Annotated in this window: 14 protein-coding genes; 8 read left to right on the top strand and 6 right to left on the bottom strand. The window is 63.9% G+C overall.

Translation table 11 applies throughout. From position 1 onward, the window contains the following. Positions 1–30: 30 nt before the first annotated feature. Positions 31–486: an iron-sulfur cluster assembly scaffold protein gene (locus NLM27_RS08295; protein WP_254142878.1), complete on the top strand. Its 456-nt coding sequence runs from the start codon at positions 31–33 to the stop codon at positions 484–486. A gap of 140 nt (positions 487–626) precedes the next feature. Here NLM27_RS08295 and NLM27_RS08290 read toward each other — a convergent pair whose 3' ends face one another. Beyond that, entirely contained in the window at positions 627–1,520 is an 894-nt protein-coding gene (locus NLM27_RS08290; protein WP_254142877.1) for a hypothetical protein, read from the bottom strand. Between the two features lie 241 nt (positions 1,521–1,761). Here NLM27_RS08290 and yidD point away from each other — a divergent pair, with 241 nt between their 5' ends. Both yidD and NLM27_RS08280 read left to right on the top strand, forming a co-directional pair. Next, positions 1,762–2,100 (top strand): membrane protein insertion efficiency factor YidD, encoded by a 339-nt coding sequence (gene yidD, locus NLM27_RS08285; protein WP_254142876.1) that lies wholly within the window; start codon positions 1,762–1,764, stop codon positions 2,098–2,100. Positions 2,101–2,191: 91 nt separating this feature from the next. Beyond that, on the top strand, positions 2,192–2,401 hold the full coding sequence (locus NLM27_RS08280; protein ID WP_254142875.1) for a hypothetical protein: 210 nt from the start codon (positions 2,192–2,194) through the stop codon (positions 2,399–2,401). Here NLM27_RS08280 and NLM27_RS08275 read toward each other — a convergent pair whose 3' ends face one another. Both NLM27_RS08275 and NLM27_RS08270 read right to left on the bottom strand, forming a co-directional pair. Continuing rightward, positions 2,402–3,616 carry a hypothetical protein gene (locus tag NLM27_RS08275; RefSeq protein ID WP_254142874.1) on the bottom strand — a complete coding sequence of 405 codons (1,215 nt, stop codon included), beginning with the start codon at positions 3,614–3,616 and terminating at the stop codon, positions 2,402–2,404. A gap of 2 nt (positions 3,617–3,618) precedes the next feature. Further along, complete coding sequence (locus NLM27_RS08270) at positions 3,619–4,986, bottom strand: APC family permease (RefSeq protein WP_254142873.1); 1,368 nt, start codon at positions 4,984–4,986, stop codon at positions 3,619–3,621. Between the two features lie 350 nt (positions 4,987–5,336). Between NLM27_RS08270 and NLM27_RS08265 the strand changes: the two genes are divergently transcribed. Both NLM27_RS08265 and NLM27_RS08260 read left to right on the top strand, forming a co-directional pair. Continuing rightward, positions 5,337–6,659: an alpha/beta hydrolase gene (locus NLM27_RS08265; RefSeq protein ID WP_254142872.1), complete on the top strand. Its 1,323-nt coding sequence runs from the start codon at positions 5,337–5,339 to the stop codon at positions 6,657–6,659. A 231-nt stretch (positions 6,660–6,890) separates the two neighbouring features. Beyond that, positions 6,891–7,217, top strand: coding sequence for a GrlR family regulatory protein (locus NLM27_RS08260; protein ID WP_254142871.1), 327 nt, complete (start codon positions 6,891–6,893; stop codon positions 7,215–7,217). Positions 7,218–7,244: 27 nt separating this feature from the next. On the opposite strand, the gene NLM27_RS08255 is transcribed toward NLM27_RS08260, so the two are convergent. Continuing rightward, positions 7,245–7,622 carry a hypothetical protein gene (locus NLM27_RS08255; RefSeq protein WP_254142870.1) on the bottom strand — a complete coding sequence of 126 codons (378 nt, stop codon included), beginning with the start codon at positions 7,620–7,622 and terminating at the stop codon, positions 7,245–7,247. A gap of 91 nt (positions 7,623–7,713) precedes the next feature. Continuing rightward, entirely contained in the window at positions 7,714–8,880 is a 1,167-nt protein-coding gene (locus NLM27_RS08250; protein ID WP_254142869.1) for an MFS transporter, read from the bottom strand. Between the two features lie 184 nt (positions 8,881–9,064). Here NLM27_RS08250 and thrS point away from each other — a divergent pair, with 184 nt between their 5' ends. The 3 genes from thrS to NLM27_RS08235 all read left to right on the top strand — a co-directional run bounded on the left by thrS (position 9,065) and on the right by NLM27_RS08235 (position 13,096). Then, positions 9,065–11,107 (top strand): threonine--tRNA ligase, encoded by a 2,043-nt coding sequence (thrS, locus tag NLM27_RS08245; RefSeq protein ID WP_254142868.1) that lies wholly within the window; start codon positions 9,065–9,067, stop codon positions 11,105–11,107. A gap of 93 nt (positions 11,108–11,200) precedes the next feature. Further along, positions 11,201–11,764 (top strand): nitroreductase family protein, encoded by a 564-nt coding sequence (locus tag NLM27_RS08240; RefSeq protein WP_254142867.1) that lies wholly within the window; start codon positions 11,201–11,203, stop codon positions 11,762–11,764. Between the two features lie 63 nt (positions 11,765–11,827). Further along, positions 11,828–13,096 carry a serine hydrolase gene (locus NLM27_RS08235; RefSeq protein ID WP_254142866.1) on the top strand — a complete coding sequence of 423 codons (1,269 nt, stop codon included), beginning with the start codon at positions 11,828–11,830 and terminating at the stop codon, positions 13,094–13,096. On the opposite strand, the gene NLM27_RS08230 is transcribed toward NLM27_RS08235, so the two are convergent. Further along, positions 13,082–15,544 (bottom strand): bifunctional diguanylate cyclase/phosphodiesterase, encoded by a 2,463-nt coding sequence (locus NLM27_RS08230; protein WP_254142865.1) that lies wholly within the window; start codon positions 15,542–15,544, stop codon positions 13,082–13,084. The two genes, NLM27_RS08235 and NLM27_RS08230, sit on opposite strands and share 15 nt — an antisense overlap. Between the last annotated feature and the right edge of the window lie 617 nt (positions 15,545–16,161).

Raw genomic sequence — 16,161 nt, 5'->3', positions numbered from 1 at the left:
ATCCGGTGCGGAAGTGTTGGACTCCATCACATGCTGAACGACATCTATAACAAGCGGATCATCGAACTGGCCGGGAATATTCCGCGCCTCGGGCGGCTGTCGGACCCCGATGCCTCCGCCACCGCCCACTCCAAGCTGTGCGGCTCGACCGTGAAGATCGACCTCAAGATGAACGGGGACACCGTCACCGACTTCGCCCATGACGTGAAGGCCTGCGCCTTGGGCCAGGCCTCTTCATCCATCATGGCAAGCCAAATCGTCGGCTCGACTGCGAGCGAACTCCGTGAGTTACGCGAAACCGTTCGCAAGATGCTGAAGGAGAACGGTGCGCCTCCTCAAGGCAAATGGGAAGAGATCAAGTTCCTCGAGCCGGTCCGCGACTACAAGGCGCGCCATGCCTCAACGCTTCTCACCTTCGACGCCGTGGTCGATGCCATCGGCCAGATCGAAGCCAAGGCGAAGCAGCCGGCGGCAGCGCAAGGCTGAACATTCGGCGCGTCATTCCGGGGCGTCGCAGAGCGACGGACCCGGAATCTGGAGATTGCAGCGCGAGATTCTCAGGTGCGCAATTGCGCACCGTAGTTCGCGCTGCGTGCGCCCCGGAATGACTGCCGAGATTTCAGAGCTTACTTCTGCGCCGCCGTAGCCGGTGCTGCGCCCGTCGGCACCAAGGCTTCCGCGGTCTTGGTCGACTTGGCAGCCTGCTCCGGTTCCGCACCGAACCTGGCCTGCGTCTTCGGCCCAAGCTCCGCCATTGCCGGCGCGGAGATGTCCACGTGTGGCAGCACGTCAGCCACGAGGTCCGTCGTGACGAGATTGGTGAGCTTGAGCTCGCCGGCGTCAAGCTCGTGCAAATCTTCCCACGGCGGCACGCTGAGCGCGAGCGACAGCAGATCGCCGGCGCCGCCCATGTCGAACGTGTATTTGGCGAGCCGGCCGATGTCGCGCTCCACGATCATCAGGTCCTGCGCGCTATAGCTCGCGGCCCTCGCATCGTCGGCGCGATCGCCCATCCAGATCTGGTGAACCCGGACATGAGCGGCTTCCGGCACGTAGCGCTTCTTGCCGGCCAGCAGAAGGAACACGCACATGGATTCGCAATAGGCTTCGGGCGCGACCGCCGGACGGGCGCCCTGCCCGCCGCGGTTCTGAAGACTGATGCCGACGGTGGTCAGGAGGCCGAGATTGCGGAAGCGCCGACCGAGGGTGATCGCATCGTTGACCGAACCGCCGCTGGAATCGAGCACGACGGTGGCGCCCCCAAGCTGGCGTCCGCGCGAAAACTCCTCGAAATCCTTGGGCGTATCAGCGGTGATGATGCCGACCGCGCTGACCCAGCCGCGGCAATTCGGCTCGCAAGCAACCCAACTGAACTTCATCGGCAGCTTGCGCTCTTCGAGGGCCGCACCGGCCCGGGCCGACGATCCGAGTGTCGCGACGGCACCGGCCAGCACGACTCCACAAGCGGCGGTTCCCACCAACAACCAGCCGCGAAGGTTGAGCGACTTCAGAAGTTTCAAACTGATCCCTTCCCCAAGCCCATTGGCGCGATTATCCCCGCTTCGCGCTCGATGAGTCCATCATACAGTCGTATGTTTTCACGAGTGTCATAAAAATGGTATCCGGGGGAATACAGCTCGTCTACACGGACTTGCTGCAGTGCTCCCAAAAAGCACGTAAAATATGGCGCGAAAACAACACCTTGCTGTTCCCTGCGTCGGAACCGGGCAATACTTCGCTTAACGTCGCGGCAAAGCGCACATGAAGCATTCAGCCTGCGACCACTGTTCCAATCCCGTCGCGAGCGCAGTTCGTCTGCCGCGTCGATTCGGCCGCGCGCTGATCTGGCTCTATCGGCACACGCTATCGCCGCTCGTCGGCTACAATTGTCGGCACCTGCCGACCTGCTCGATCTATGGTGACGAGGCGATCGAACGGTTCGGACTCTGGGGCGGCGGATGGATGACGCTCGCGCGGCTGCTGCGCTGCAATCCCTTCGGCACTTCCGGGATCGACAATGTGCCGCTCACACCACCACACGGTGCGCGCTGGTATCTGCCCTGGCGCTACGGCCGCTGGCGCGGGGTCAATGCACCCTGAGTTTGTGCGGTGCTTTTTGCATCGCTGTCCTGACTGGAACCGGAACTCTCACCTCGCATTGATGTGATGCTCCCATCGGGAGGAAACAACAATGCGCTGGAAAATCAGCCCTCATTTTCACCTCGGGCTCGGGCCAAATCCTGGTCGCAGAGGCCATCACGACCGCCGAACCATGGATCTGCTCGCGATTGTCGCCCTGCTGGCGCTCGTGCTCGGCTCCGGCTGGTATCTGGCGACGAGCCTTGCGACGCCGCCGAGCACGACGGCATTCATCGTGCCGAGCCAGAGCGTGCACTGGTAGCTATCGGAACCAGAAGAAACGCCCGGACTGCGGCGGGATCGACTCGGGCGGGCGCAGCCGCTTCGGACGCGGCGGCTTCGGCGGCGGCTCGGCGAACGAGGTGGTTTCCGTCGCCGGCGCGGCCTCGCTGCCCGGCACCTTCACCGACAGCAACAGGTTCGACTCGTGCGTCCGCCAGCGATAGCCCACGCCGAAATCGATCGGTTGGGCGCGCGTGAACAGTTCGGCGTAGCGCTCCTGATAGCGGCCGGGGAATTCGTCGATCGGTCCGAGATAGCGGCCGAAGGGGAAGAACCGCCATTGCCGCGCATTGTAATTCGCGAGCGGAATGCCGGAATCATCCTGGATGATGGTGGCGCTGTTGGCGAGCAGCCAGTCGCGCACGACGGTGAAGTTGCCGGAATGCAGCAGATAGGACGCGCTCTTGAGCAGGCTGTTGCCGGGGCCGAGCGTCTCGCAGAATTTCAGGAAGCCAGCCGCGCGTGCGCCGGAATTGGAAAGATCCGTCGAGAAATAATACAGCGTGCGCGCTTCTCCATCGCTGCCGGCAAAGGTGATGCGGACACCGCGCGTCGCGTTCCGTCCCGGATTGTCGTTGCCGACATGTATCCCACCCTTGTCGTCGAGCGCGACCATCTCGACATTGCGGATGGTCTTGCCGGAACGAGCGAGGAAGACATAGAGGATCGGCAATGTGCCGTTGACCCGATTGGCGTGCAGGTCGACCTTCATGTGCTTGGTGATGAAGAAGGAGAAGCTCAGGATCGAGCCGAGCGAGCGCTCGACATTGTAGAGCGCAGCGCCGACCGCACTGCGCGGCAGCCGCGTCAGGTCAGGCACCGCGCCGACAGGCTCGAGCGCGCCGAGCACATAGGTGCTGGCCTTGGCATAGAAGGTGTTGGCGTAGAGGAAATCCGGACCGCTGAAGAGGTAGAACATGGTCGGCCGGGGCGCGGCGAGATTGACATCGGCCCAGGTGCGGATCTTCGAGAGCTGCCGCTGCTCGAGCTGGGCGAAGGCGCCGTCGAAGAACTTTGCGTGACGCTGCCAGCCCGGGTCCGTCGTGAGCGGCACCAGCGGCGAGTCCGCCGAAGGCTGCATGCCCGCAAGGAAGCGCGCGGTGTCGTCAAAGGTGACCTCCGCGGCATGCGTGGACGAGACGGCCATGGCCAGCAGGGCAAGGGCGACAGCCGCAGTTCTCAGGGGTCGGAACATGTCTATTCGCGATGTGGTGAAGCGGCAGCGGCGACCGGCCGCCTGCGGAAAACAGCATAAATCAACAGGCCCGAGAGCATGACGAGCATCCCCGACAGCGACTGCAGCGGCCGCTCGGTCAAGAGGTAGTACATCATGAAGGCGGTCACGAGCAGGAAAACCAGCGACGTGAACGGGTATCCCCAGGCGCGATACGGCCGTGGCAGGTTGGGATCGGTGATGCGGAGCTTGATGACGCCCGCGACGGTGAAGAACGAGCAGAACAGCAGCGCGAACTGGATGAAGTCGAGCACCGCCTCGAAGCTGCGCGTGAACAGCAGCAGGGTCGCGACGGCAAGCTGAAACAGGATGGCATAGGCCGGCGCACCGTTCGCCGACCTCTGCGAGAACACGCGCAGCGCCGGAATGTCCTCGCCCATCGTCATCATCACGCGCGGGCCGATCCACATCATCGCGCTGATCGAGGAGATCAGGCCGACACAGATCATCGCACCGACGATCCGGCCGCCGAGGCCGCCGAAGATGGCACTGCCGGCAACGCTGGCGACGTCGAGCTGGCCGGCCAGCGCGCTGACCGGCGTCGAGTAGAGGAACACCGCGTTCAGGGCGACGTACAGGACGAGCACGATCATCGTCCCCACGAGCAACGCGCGCGGCAGGCTGCGCTGCGGCGTGTTCATCTCGCCGATGATATAGGTCGCAGCATTCCATCCCGAGAACGAATACATCACGAAGACGAGCCCGATCGCGAAAGGCGCGCTGACGATGTGGGCGAGATCGCCCGGCTGCGGCGTGAAGGCGATCTGCTGCGGCACGCCGATGACGAAGCCGGCCACCAGGAAAGCCACAATCAGCACGACCTTCAGAACCGTCGAGATCAGCTGGAACGTCGCGGAGTGCCTGACGCCGGTCAGTTGCACGAGCGAGACCAGCCACACGACGCCGATAGCAAGCGGGATCGGCGGCAGATCGGGCACGACCGATTTGGCGTATTCGCCGAACGCCATCGCGGCGAGCGCAACCGGCGCCGCAAATCCTACCGTCGCCGACACCCACCCGGCGAGAAAGCCGAAGGCGGGATGATAGGCCCGGCCGAGGAAATTGTACTCGCCGCTGGAGCGCGGAAACATCGCGCCCAATTCGCTGTACGAGAACACCCCACACAGCGCGACGATGCCGCCGACCGTCCAGAGCAGCAGGATCGAGAAGCCGGACGGGATGTCCTTGACCTGGAAACCGAGGCTGGTGAAGACGCCGACCCCGATCATGTCGGCAACAACGATGGCGGTCGCGACCGGAACGGAGACCCCCGCCCCGCTTCCGATCAGCCGGCCAATCCAGGGCGCGGTACCCGCATTTGATGCCGTCATCGGGGTCCTCAAGCCTCCGGCGTCACGCCTCGTGTGAAGCATTGGGCAGATTGATTCAGTCAATTCAAGCAGGGTTAACAAGGGATAAATGAGGCAAACGAAACAGGTATTTCGACACCTTTTTATGTATGGTCTTGGGCAATAAGCCCCGGGAAACCCCGGACAATCCTGTTCTTCTCCCCCACAATCACGACACGATTGCATGGTCCCTTTGAGCGTTCCGGATGTGGGGAAGTTTCTCCGACGCTTAACGTCGCCTAAACGCCAGTCGGCTCAATTGTTCTTAGAAATTGCCGAAGGACGTGACTTAAGAGACGTGACTTAAGGGCGTGACTTGGGGTCATGGGTGGATGGTCGGGGCCGTTCCGAAACTGAGAGCTGACACGCGTGGCGACCGGACGACCTCCGGCGCGCGCAGTCGTGTGCTCCAGGTCGGTCTGATCTCGGCCTTGGTGCCGCTGTCGCTCACGCTGGCTCAATGCGGCAGGGCGCCCAATCCGGCGGCGCTCGCGGCGAACTCGCAGGCCAACGTGCAAGTGGTCGCCAAGACCAATACGCAGGTGGCAAGCGGCGACACGTTCGAGGATCGCTTCCCTGCCCCGCAGTTTAGGGAGCGCTTCCCCTCGGCGAGCGAGAGTTTTCTGCAACGGCAGATGTCGGACTTCTCGCCCAAGCGCGCCGTGCAGCAGCCGCAACCGGAGCAGGCGCCCTACAAGGTGGCTTCGCTCGAGCCGCAGGTCCCCTACAAGCGTCCGCCCCGCGAGGACCTGACGACGCTCGTCAGCATGAAGTCGTCGGCCTTCCCCTATTTCGGCAACAACCCTGCCTCCGACGCCCCCTTCCTCAACATATCCAAGGGCGACCGCCGCGGCCACCGCAGCTATTCGGGGCGCATCTACTGGCAGGACGAAACCTACAGCGACAACCGCGTGCTGGTGCACGTCCCCGAGCATTTCGACGTTCGCAAGCCGGGCGTGATCGTGGTGTTCTTCCACGGCAATGGCGCCACGCTCGTGCGTGACGTGCGTGACCGGCAGCTGGTGCCGAAACAGATTACCGATTCCGGCGCCAATGCCATCCTGCTCGCGCCGCAGATGGCGGTGGATGCCGCCGATTCCAGCGCCGGCAAATTCTGGCAGGCGGGCGGCCTCAAGCGCTTCATGGAGGAGTCGGCCAACCATCTGGCCCGGCTCACCGGCGATCCCAACAGCGCGCGTGCCTTCGCCAACATGCCGATCGTGATCGTCGGCTATAGCGGCGGCTTCCTGCCGACGGCCTGGAGCCTCGAGGTCGGCGGTATCAGCGACCGCGTCCGCGGCGTCGTGCTGCTCGACGCGGTCTATGGCGAAATGGACAAGTTCGCCTCCTGGATCGAGAGCCACCGCTCAGGCTTCTTTGTCAGCGCCTACACCCGCTACACCGCACGGCGCGATCGCGAGCTGATGAGCATGCTCAGGCAGAAGGGCATCAGCGTCTCCGAGGACATGGACGGGCCGTTGCGGCCCGGCAGCGTGGTGTTCGTGGAGACAGGCGAGGGTATCACCCATCGTGACTACGTGACGCGGGCCTGGACGCGGGATCCGCTCAAGGACGTGCTGGTGAAGATGTCGGCAACACCCTCGCTCGCGCTCACGCGCGTGGCCTCCACCAATCCATCCGCATCGAGCCGTTAGAGCGTGTTCGAGCGAAGTGGATACCGGTTCGCGTGAAGAAAACGCGTCAAATCAAGTATCTTGCGATATTTGCCAGCCGGTATTCGGCGGCGCTGTCTGCAATCTCTAAAGCGTTGATCAAAATGTGATGTTGAATGGCCAACATCCCCGCAAGCCACCGGATTTGCTTCCGCCAACAACGACCCTAATTTGCCTGCCGAGTTGCAGTCTGGAATTCAGTGGGGACAGGTAGTGCGTCAGGGTTTGTACAAGGCCGACTTCCACACGGTTCACGGAACCGGCTGCGGCATCATCTATGTGACCGATGGCAAGATGCGCGGCGGCAACTCCGCGTTCGCCTTCATCGGCACCTACACGGGCGAAGGCGACACCATCAAGGTCAAGATCTCCACGCAGCGCTATAACGACGACCCGACCTTCAAGGCACTGTTCGGCCTCGACCGGGTCACGCTGACGCTCACCGGCCGGGAGGACGGCGACACCGCGGAATTCGAAGGCAATGCGCTGCAAGTGCCGGGCGTTGCCTTCAGGGCTGTCCTGAGCCGGATCAGTGACTGAGCATTCGCCCGGTCAGTTCTTGGCTCGTCAGTTCTTGGGCAGCTTCGGAATGCTCTCGGCAAAGCCGTTGAAGCAGGCCAGCCGCTCATCCTCTTCCTTGAAGAAACGGCAATCTGCGTAGCCCTTGGCCTTTCCCGGCTTCGGCTTCGGTGCCGGCGGGATCACGCCGTCGTAGCAGTTGAGGCGGTCCTTGGTGCCGTCATCGATCTCGAGGCAAGCCTGGAGCCGCACCGCGATCGATTGCGGCTTGCCCTTCGGGGCGGCGGGTGGCTTGGCCTGAGCCTCTTTGATCCCCTTCGGCTTGACCTGCACCAGCGGCTTGTCCCCCACCATCGGTGGCTTATCGGCTTGCGCAAATGCGGAGGCTGAATAGAGCACCGCGGCAACCGCCAGAATCATCCTCATTTCAGTCAACTCTCTTTGGTCCCCATGACCGGCGTTCTAGCGCCCTCACGCGCTGTTTGCCAAGCACCTTGCGCACAGGAAACCGCGGGATTCAGGCCGGTGCGGCAGCAGCCGGCCGGGTCAGAACCACCAGGATCAGCGCCGATACGACGAAACCCACCGCCACGAAGCCGAGCGTGTGCAGGAGCTCGCGAGCGAACAGCAGTCCGCCGATGGCCGAGCCGACCGCCTGGCCGACATAGAGGACGGACGTGTTGAGGGCGACGGTCGCCGATGCCAGCGACGGCGCGGCCGCGACCAGCCGCACCTGCTGCATCGAATTGGTCGAGGCAAAGCCGAGGCCCCAGACCGCGACCGCGCCCGCCATCAATGCGAGCGTGCCGGCGCCGAGTGCCCAGCCGCTGATCCCCGCGAGCAGCAGGGAGGTGAACAGCAGCGAGGTACGGTAAGGCCCGGAGGTGTCGACGATGCGGGTCGCGATGGCGACGCCGAGGAAGCCGCAGATGCCGTACAGCGCGAACACCATGCCGATGGCATCGGGTCCGGCGCCGGTGAGCTTCTTGAGCAGCGGACCCATGAAGGTGAACACCACGAACTGCCCGGACATTTGCAGCATGGTGATCGCAAGCAGAAGCAGAATCGTCTTGCTGCGGCCGACCTCGGCCCAGGTCTTGATATCCACCGGCGTGCCTTTCAGGTTCGCCGGCAGACGCAGCATCAACAACAGGAAGCTGATGCAGCCAAGCGCGCCGATCTCGCCATAGGCCGCGCGCCAGCCATAGCGGCTGGCGATGAAAGTGATCAGAGGCAGGCCGACGGCGGCCGCCAACGACCAGCCGAGGAAGATGTAGGCAATCGTGCTGCCACGCCGCTCTGCCGGCACGATCAGCGCCGCCGTGCCTGCGGCCTGCGGCGTATAGAGCGCGCCGACTGCAAGCATCACCAGACGGATCGCCAGCAGGCTCGCATAGTCGGGCGCGAAGGCCGAGGCGAGATTGCCGATGGCAAGCACGGCCAGCGTCGTCGTGAGCAGCGTCCGCCGATCGATGTGGCTAGTCAGCCAGGCCGTCAGCGGCGAGCCGATGCACAGCGTGATCGCGCCGAAGGTGATCAGGAGCCCGGCCGCATGGATGCTGACGTCGAGGCCGGTCGCCAACTCCGGCAGCATGCCCGCCGGTGCCAGCACCGAGCAGCCGGTGACGATGTTGCCGAGCATCAGGGCGGTTGGCGCGAAACGGCCGGCGCGGGGTTTTTCCATGCAGGTGCATGTAGAGCGGACGTCCCGCCAATGAAAGGGCCTTTACGAAATAGTTGGCGCGGACACCGGCTATGCGCGCGGATTTTCTTGGAAATGCCCGATTGCACAGGCCGAATCGCCTGATATATCGCTCGTTCCCGCTTACCTGCGCTCGTTCGCAGGAGTGAGCTTCAGGAGAAAAGCAATGACCGACCAGCCCAAGTCCGAATCCGGCTTCCAGTACTCCCTCAGCAATCTGAAGCCCGTGACCCCCGCCGCCAAAGTCACCCTCACCTTCCCGGACGGCGCCCGGCGCGAATACGACAAGAGCATCACCGGCCTCGAGATCGCCAAGGGCATCTCGCCTTCGCTGGCCAAGCGCACGGTCGCGATGGCGCTCGACGGCGTCATCGCCGACCTCGACGATCCCATCGAAGCCGATGCCAAGATCGAGCTGATCAACCGCGACGATCCGCGCGCGCTCGAGCTGATCCGCCACGACTGCGCGCATGTGCTGGCCGAAGCCGTGCAATCGCTGTGGCCGGGCACCCAGGTCACCATCGGTCCGGTGATCGAGAACGGCTTCTATTACGACTTCTTCCGCAACGAGCCGTTCACCCCGGAAGATTTTGCCGCGATCGAAAAGAAGATGCGCGAGATCATCGCGCGCGACAAACCTTTCACCAAGGAGGTCTGGGATCGCGAGAAGACCAAACAGGTGTTCCGCGACAAGGGCGAAGCCTTCAAGGTCGAGCTGGTCGACGCCATTCCCGGCAACGAGCCGATCAAGATCTATTATCAGGGTGACTGGTTCGATCTCTGCCGCGGCCCGCACATGACCTCGACCGGCAAGGTCGGCAATGCCTTCAAGCTGATGAAGGTGGCCGGCGCCTATTGGCGCGGCGACAGCAACAACCCGATGCTGACCCGCATCTACGGCACGGCCTTCGCCAAGCAGGAGGACCTCGACGCTTATCTCAAGCAGATCGAGGAAGCCGAGAAGCGCGACCACCGCAAGCTCGGACGCGAGCTCGACCTCTTCCATTTCCAGGAGGAAGGTCCGGGCGTCGTATTCTGGCACCCGAAGGGCTGGACCATCTTCCAGCAGCTGATCGCCTATATGCGGCGGCGCCTGACCGGCGACTACAGCGAGGTCAATGCGCCACAGATCCTGGACAAGGCGCTGTGGGAGACCTCGGGCCATTGGGGCTGGTACCGCGAGAACATGTTCGCGGCGCAGTCGGCCGGCGATGAGGCCGAGGACAAGCGCTGGTTTGCGCTCAAGCCCATGAACTGCCCCGGTCACGTGCAGATCTTCAAGCACGGCCTGAAGAGCTATCGCGACCTGCCGCTGCGCCTCGCCGAGTTCGGCGTGGTGCACCGCTACGAGCCGTCCGGCGCCATGCACGGCCTGATGCGTGTGCGCGGCTTCACCCAGGACGATGCGCACATCTTCTGCACCGAGGACCAGCTCGCCGAGGAATGCCTGAAGATCAACGACCTGATCCTGTCGACCTACGCCGACTTCGGCTTTACCGGCGATCTCACCGTGAAGCTCTCGACCCGGCCGGAGAAACGCGTCGGCACGGACGCGATGTGGGATCATGCCGAGCGCGTGATGGCGACCGTGCTGCGCGAGATCCAGTCGCAGAACAATCACATCAAGACCGAGATCAATCCGGGCGAAGGCGCCTTCTACGGCCCGAAGTTCGAATATGTGCTGCGCGACGCCATCGGCCGCGACTGGCAGTGCGGCACCACGCAGGTCGACTTCAACCTGCCGGAGCGCTTCGGGGCATTCTACATCGACCATGACGGCGGCAAGAAACCGCCGGTGATGGTGCACCGCGCGATCTGCGGCTCGATGGAGCGCTATATCGGCATCCTGATCGAGCACTACGCCGGCAACTTCCCGCTCTGGCTCTCGCCGGTGCAGGTGGTGGTCACCACCATCACCTCCGAAGCTGACGAATACGCCAAGCAGGTCGTCGAGCAGGCGCGGCGCGCCGGGCTTCGGGTCGAGATCGACCTGCGCAACGAAAAGATCAACTACAAGGTCCGCGAGCACTCGCTGGCCAAGATCCCGGCGCTGCTCGTGGTCGGCAAGAAGGAGGCCGAGACGCATTCGGTCTCCGTCCGCCGCCTCGGCAGCGACGGCCAGAAGGTGATGACAACGCAGGAGGCGATCGCGGCCCTCCTCGAGGAGGCCACCCCGCCGGACGTCCAGCGGGCGCGTGGTGCCGTCTGATCCCTGAAATCGATCTAAACTCGCTTCCGGTTGCGGGCGTGCATGCCTATCTCGGGTCTGCACGCCCGCCGACCAGCTGAAGAGGATATCGCAGTGCCAGACGCCATTGAACTTCTGAAGACCCGCCGCTCGGTCAAGCCGCGCGAGATGACCGGACCTGGCCCCTCCGCAGCCGAGCTCGAGACGATCCTCACCATCGGCGCACGCGTGCCGGACCATGGCAAGCTGGCGCCCTGGCGCTTCATCATTTTCGAGGGCGATGCCCGCCAGCGCGCCGGCGAGGTGATCGCGAAAGTCTTCACCCGGAAGAATCCCGGCGCGCCTGCCGCCGACGTCGAGACCGAGCGCAAGCGCCTCACCGACGCGCCGCTGGTGATCGGCATCGTCAGCTTCACCAAGCCGCATCCGAAGGTGCCGGCGTTCGAGCAGGAATTGTCGGCGGGCGCCAGCGCCATGAACATCGTCACGGCCGCAACCGCCCTCGGCTACGGCGCCTGCTGGCTGACTGGCTGGTTCGCCTTCGATCGCGACGTGCTTGACGGACTCGGCCTCAAGCCGGACGAGAAGCTCGCCGGCCTCGTCCACATCGGCACGCCGACCAAGCCGAGCGAAGACCGTCCGCGACCGTTCCTTTCGGAAATCGTGACGCGTTTTTAATCGATGTCTTGTTGACGCCCTCAACGTCTTGCGGCTTTGATCCCGGCGAGGGAGGAAGTCCGGATGAGACGGCGTGAATTTCTGCTCGGAGCCGCGATGCTCGCCGGCTCGATGGCGCGAGGCCGCGCCGCAGACATCCCCGCCCCGTCGCCCGATGGGCTCGACCGCATCACGGCCTATTTCGACAACGAGGTGACGAGCGGCCGGCTGCCGGGCGCCGTGATCCTGGTCCAGCAGCACGGCAAGCCCGTCTACCTGAAGACATTCGGCCTGCGCGACACCAGGACCGGCCTTGCGATGACGCCCGACACGATCTTCGCCATCCACTCGATGACCAAGCCGATCACGTGCCTTGGCGCGATGATGCTGATCGACGAGGGCAAGCTCGCGCTCACCGACCCCGTGTCGAAATACGTCCCCCTCTTCGCCGACACCAAGGTGGGCATGGAGATCACCAAGCCCGACGGCAAGCTGGAACTCGATCTCGTCCCGCCGGTCCGTCCCGTCAACATCGAGGACCTGCTGCGGCACACTTCGGGCATCAGCTACGACTATATCGGCGGCCAATGGGTCGAGCAGGCCTACAGGGCCGCCAACATCTTCGACGGTCCCTTCAACAACAGGGAGTTCGCCGACCGGATTGCGAAGCTGCCGCTGGCGCGGCAGCCGGGCACGTTGTGGCGCTACGGCCATTCCACCGACGTGCTCGGCGCCGTGATCGAGATCATTTCCGGGCAGACGCTCTACGCATTCCTCAAGCAGCGCATCTTCGATCCGCTCGGCATGAGCAGCACCAAATTCGTACTGGCGACGGAGGACGAGCTGGCGCGGATGGCACGGCCATTGCCGAACGATTTCATCCTGCTCGCTGGCGAGCGCGAGCGTCTCGACCATCCTGAATGGCAGTCCGGCGGCGGCGGGCTGCTCTCGACCATCACCGATTATCAACGCTTCGCGCAGATGCTGCTCAACGGCGGCGAGTTCGAGGGCAAGCGTTATCTGAGCCCTGCTGCGTTCAAGGCCATGACGACCGACCACATAGGGCCAGGCTCCGGCGTCGGACGCGACTATTTCTATTTCCCGGGCGACGGCTTCGGCTATGGCTACGGCATTGCGGTGCGCACCGATCCCGGCAACGCGAAACCGCCGCCGCCGGGCTCGCTCGGCGAGTTGAAATGGGACAGCGGGAGCGGCACCTATTTCGGCGTCGATCCCAAGCTCGACATGGTCTATCTCATGATGCAGCAGACCCAGAACGAGCGCAGCCGCATCACGCCTGCGTTCAAGGCGCTGGTCTATGACTGCTACCCCGAAGGACTACGCCGCCCGTGAGGTGCGTTGGCCGAAATCGGCGAGCAGCTTTGCGATCTCGGCGGCGGGCCGCGCCGCGCTGAACAGGAAGCCTTGCACCTCGTTGCAGCCTTCGGCGCGCAGCCAGTCGAGCTGGTCCTCGGTCTCGACGCCTTCCGCCGTCGTGGTGATGTTGAGGCTGCGGCCGAGCCCGGAGATCGCGCGCACGATCGCGCTGCAATCGGGCCGCTGCGCCAGATCCTTGACGAAGGAACGGTCGATCTTGATCTTGTCGAAGGGAAAGCTGCGGAGATAGCTGAGGCTGGAATAGCCCGTGCCGAAATCATCCATGGAGATGCCGACACCCAGCTCGCGCAACTGATGCAGGATGGCGAGGTTGGCCTCGGTCTCCGCCAGAAAGATCGACTCGGTGATTTCGAGCTCGAGCCGCTTCGGCGACAGGCCGGACTGCGCCAGGGCCGAGATCACGACCTGAACCAGATTGCGGCTGCGGAATTGCGCCGGCGAGAGATTGACCGCGACCTTGATGTCGACGGGCCATTTGACGGCTTCGGCGCAGGCCTCTCGCAGCACCCATTCGCCGAGCTGGGTGATCAGACCGATGTCCTCGGCAACCGGAATGAACTCGGCGGGCGAGATCATGCCCTTGTCGGGGTGACGCCAGCGCAGCAGCGACTCGAAGCCGGAGATGCGATCGGAGGCGATCGACACCAGCGGCTGATAGTGCAGCTCGAACTCGCCATTGGCAAATGCACGGCGCAGATCGAGCTCCATGTCGCGGCGCTTCTGTGCCTGGAGGTCCATTTCGCGCTCGAAGAAGTGGTGCACGCCGCCGCCGTCGGACTTCGCCCGGTACAGCGCCATGTCGGCGTTGCGCATCAACTCCTCGGACGTCGTGCCATCACCTGGTGACAGCGCGATGCCGATGCTGGCGCCGATCACCATTTCCTGGCCGTCGATGTCATAGGGCGCCTTCAGCATGTCGATCAGCAGGCTCGCACAGGCACTGGCCTCGTTCGGCGAGACGTCGGCCGCCAGGATGACGGCGAACTCGTCGCCGCCGAGCCGGGCCGCCAGATTGGCACCACGGACCGCGGTGGTCAGTCGTTCGGCGACCTGCTTGAGGAGGCGGTCGCCCGCCGGATGCCCGAAGGAATCGTTGATGTTCTTGAACAGATCGAGATCGATGTAGAGCACACCGACCCGCTTTCCCCCGGTCTGGTCGAGTGCTTGCTTCAGCCGCTCCTGGAAATATTCGCGGTTCGGCAGGTCGGTGAGCCCGTCATGGTGGGCCATGTGGGCGATCCGCGCCTCGGCCTTGCGACGCTCGGTGATGTCGACCACGGCGACCAGGTAGCCGTCGCGATCATCGAAGGCGACGCGTCGGCCGAAGGTGAGCACCTCGATCTCGCTGCCGTCGGCGCGCAGATGCCGCCAGTTGCGCGAGGAATGATAGGCTTCGCCGACGCGTTCGAGCGCCTCGGCGTGGCTCTCCCACTCGTCCTCGGGCCAGATCTCGTGCAGCTTCATGCGCAGGAAGCTGGCGCGGCTGTAACCGTAATGCTGGACTGCGGCGTCGTTGACGTTGAGGAATTGCTTGGTCTGCGCGTCGAACACCCACATCGGCATCGGGTTGTTATCGAACAGCAGGCGGAACGAGGCGTCGCGCCGCTTCAAGGCGGTGACGTCGGAGATCGTCAACGAGGCCACGTCGGCGAAGGCCGTGGCGCCGAGGCGGAGATGCCGTCCGTCGGTCTCGATCTCGAGCTGCTCGCCGCGGCCGCCCGAGACGGCCTTGAGCAGGAAGCCCATGATCTCGGGTGCGGCGAGCAGCGTGCTCCCCTCACTGACCCGCCGCCACAGCAGGCTTCCGGTTGCGGCCTTCAGCAGCACGCTTGCGCTTTTATTGTGGTGCACGATCTGGAGATCGAACGGCTCGCCTCTTGCGTCGCGCAGCGTCGCCAGCGAAACCACCGCATCGTCGGTCGCGGAGAAAATCGCGTCGAGGAGATTATATTGCGTCCCGCGCTCGTTGATGTAGGCGCCGACCAGCGTGGCGCCCCAGCGCGAGGCGGTCGGCAGCGCCAGCAGATCGTAAGTCCTGACCATGCCGTCGCGCACGCAATGCGCGCTCGCATGATGCGGTTGTCCCGTTGCGAGCGCGATCGCCGCTGCTTCCGTCAGCGCCGTGGCGCAATCGGGTGACAGCTCTGCGACGGGAATGTCCCAGCGCTCCTCGCCGAGCCATTTCTGCACGTAACGTCCACGGCGCGACAGTTCGAGCGCGCCGTCACCCCTCAGCAGCGCGATATGGTCGGCGAGCCGTCCAAGGCTGCCGAGCATCACGTCCTCGTAGCGCGGCAGCCGTTCGCCCGGCTTCAACGCGGCACGCCATTTGCGTTGAAGCACCGGGATGTCATCGAACATTTCGGCGGCCGGTTTTCCCGGCATCTTCTTCGCGGCACTCATGGCAGTCCCCAACGCACTATCCCGGCGCATCCAATGCAGGTGCACTTAACGGCGTGTAAAAAGCCTGCCGGCGCAGGTTCGGTTCGGTGATTATGACAGTTTTAAGTCAGGTGTTGGTTAGTGCGTGTTAGAGACTATGACGGTTGCGTTTCGACGCGCGCCGAGCGCTGGCGACAGCGCCGCCGCGTCCCCGCTTACGCCAGGACGACGTTGGGAAGTTTACCCACACAACTGCATCAACCTCGTCATTGCGAGCGCAGCGAAGCAATCCAGAAATGCATCCGCGGAAAGACTCTGGATTGCTTCGTCGCAAGGGCTCCTCGCAACGACGGAGTGTGGGGTGGCACGATCGCTCATCATTCGCATCTCTATTGCAGACACGCCTTCGCATCCTCGCGGCTTGTTTCGCCCGAGCTTTGCCTCAACGCCTTGCCCTCAAGTGAAAGAGGACGCAGGGAAGACCGGGAGCCGGTTGGCTCCCATGGACCGCTATGCGAGAAGCAGGTTGCGCTACGATGCACGGCGGAGAACCGGGCAACCGGAGCATCAACGGACCCTGACGGGCATGTTGGGTGTTTTGCCCGTCGGGCAACGCAAGGTCTCGTAGCCCGGATAGA

It is taken from the genome of Bradyrhizobium sp. CCGB12 (genome assembly GCF_024199845.1).
Lineage (GTDB): Bacteria > Pseudomonadota > Alphaproteobacteria > Rhizobiales > Xanthobacteraceae > Bradyrhizobium.
The sequence above is the reverse complement of the archived record's forward strand: the minus strand, read 5'-3'. Positions and strand labels throughout refer to the sequence as shown.

Coding starts and splice junctions, on each gene's coding strand:
- NLM27_RS08295 (WP_254142878.1), top strand. CDS start 31: ATGCTGAACGACATCTATAACAAGCGGATCATCGAACTGGCCGGGAAT.
- yidD (WP_254142876.1), top strand. CDS start 1,762: ATGAAGCATTCAGCCTGCGACCACTGTTCCAATCCCGTCGCGAGCGCA.
- NLM27_RS08280 (WP_254142875.1), top strand. CDS start 2,192: ATGCGCTGGAAAATCAGCCCTCATTTTCACCTCGGGCTCGGGCCAAAT.
- NLM27_RS08275 (WP_254142874.1), bottom strand. CDS start 3,616: ATGTTCCGACCCCTGAGAACTGCGGCTGTCGCCCTTGCCCTGCTGGCC.
- NLM27_RS08270 (WP_254142873.1), bottom strand. CDS start 4,986: ATGACGGCATCAAATGCGGGTACCGCGCCCTGGATTGGCCGGCTGATC.
- NLM27_RS08265 (WP_254142872.1), top strand. CDS start 5,337: ATGGTCGGGGCCGTTCCGAAACTGAGAGCTGACACGCGTGGCGACCGG.
- NLM27_RS08255 (WP_254142870.1), bottom strand. CDS start 7,622: ATGAGGATGATTCTGGCGGTTGCCGCGGTGCTCTATTCAGCCTCCGCA.
- NLM27_RS08250 (WP_254142869.1), bottom strand. CDS start 8,880: ATGGAAAAACCCCGCGCCGGCCGTTTCGCGCCAACCGCCCTGATGCTC.
- thrS (WP_254142868.1), top strand. CDS start 9,065: ATGACCGACCAGCCCAAGTCCGAATCCGGCTTCCAGTACTCCCTCAGC.
- NLM27_RS08235 (WP_254142866.1), top strand. CDS start 11,828: ATGAGACGGCGTGAATTTCTGCTCGGAGCCGCGATGCTCGCCGGCTCG.
- NLM27_RS08230 (WP_254142865.1), bottom strand. CDS start 15,544: ATGAGTGCCGCGAAGAAGATGCCGGGAAAACCGGCCGCCGAAATGTTC.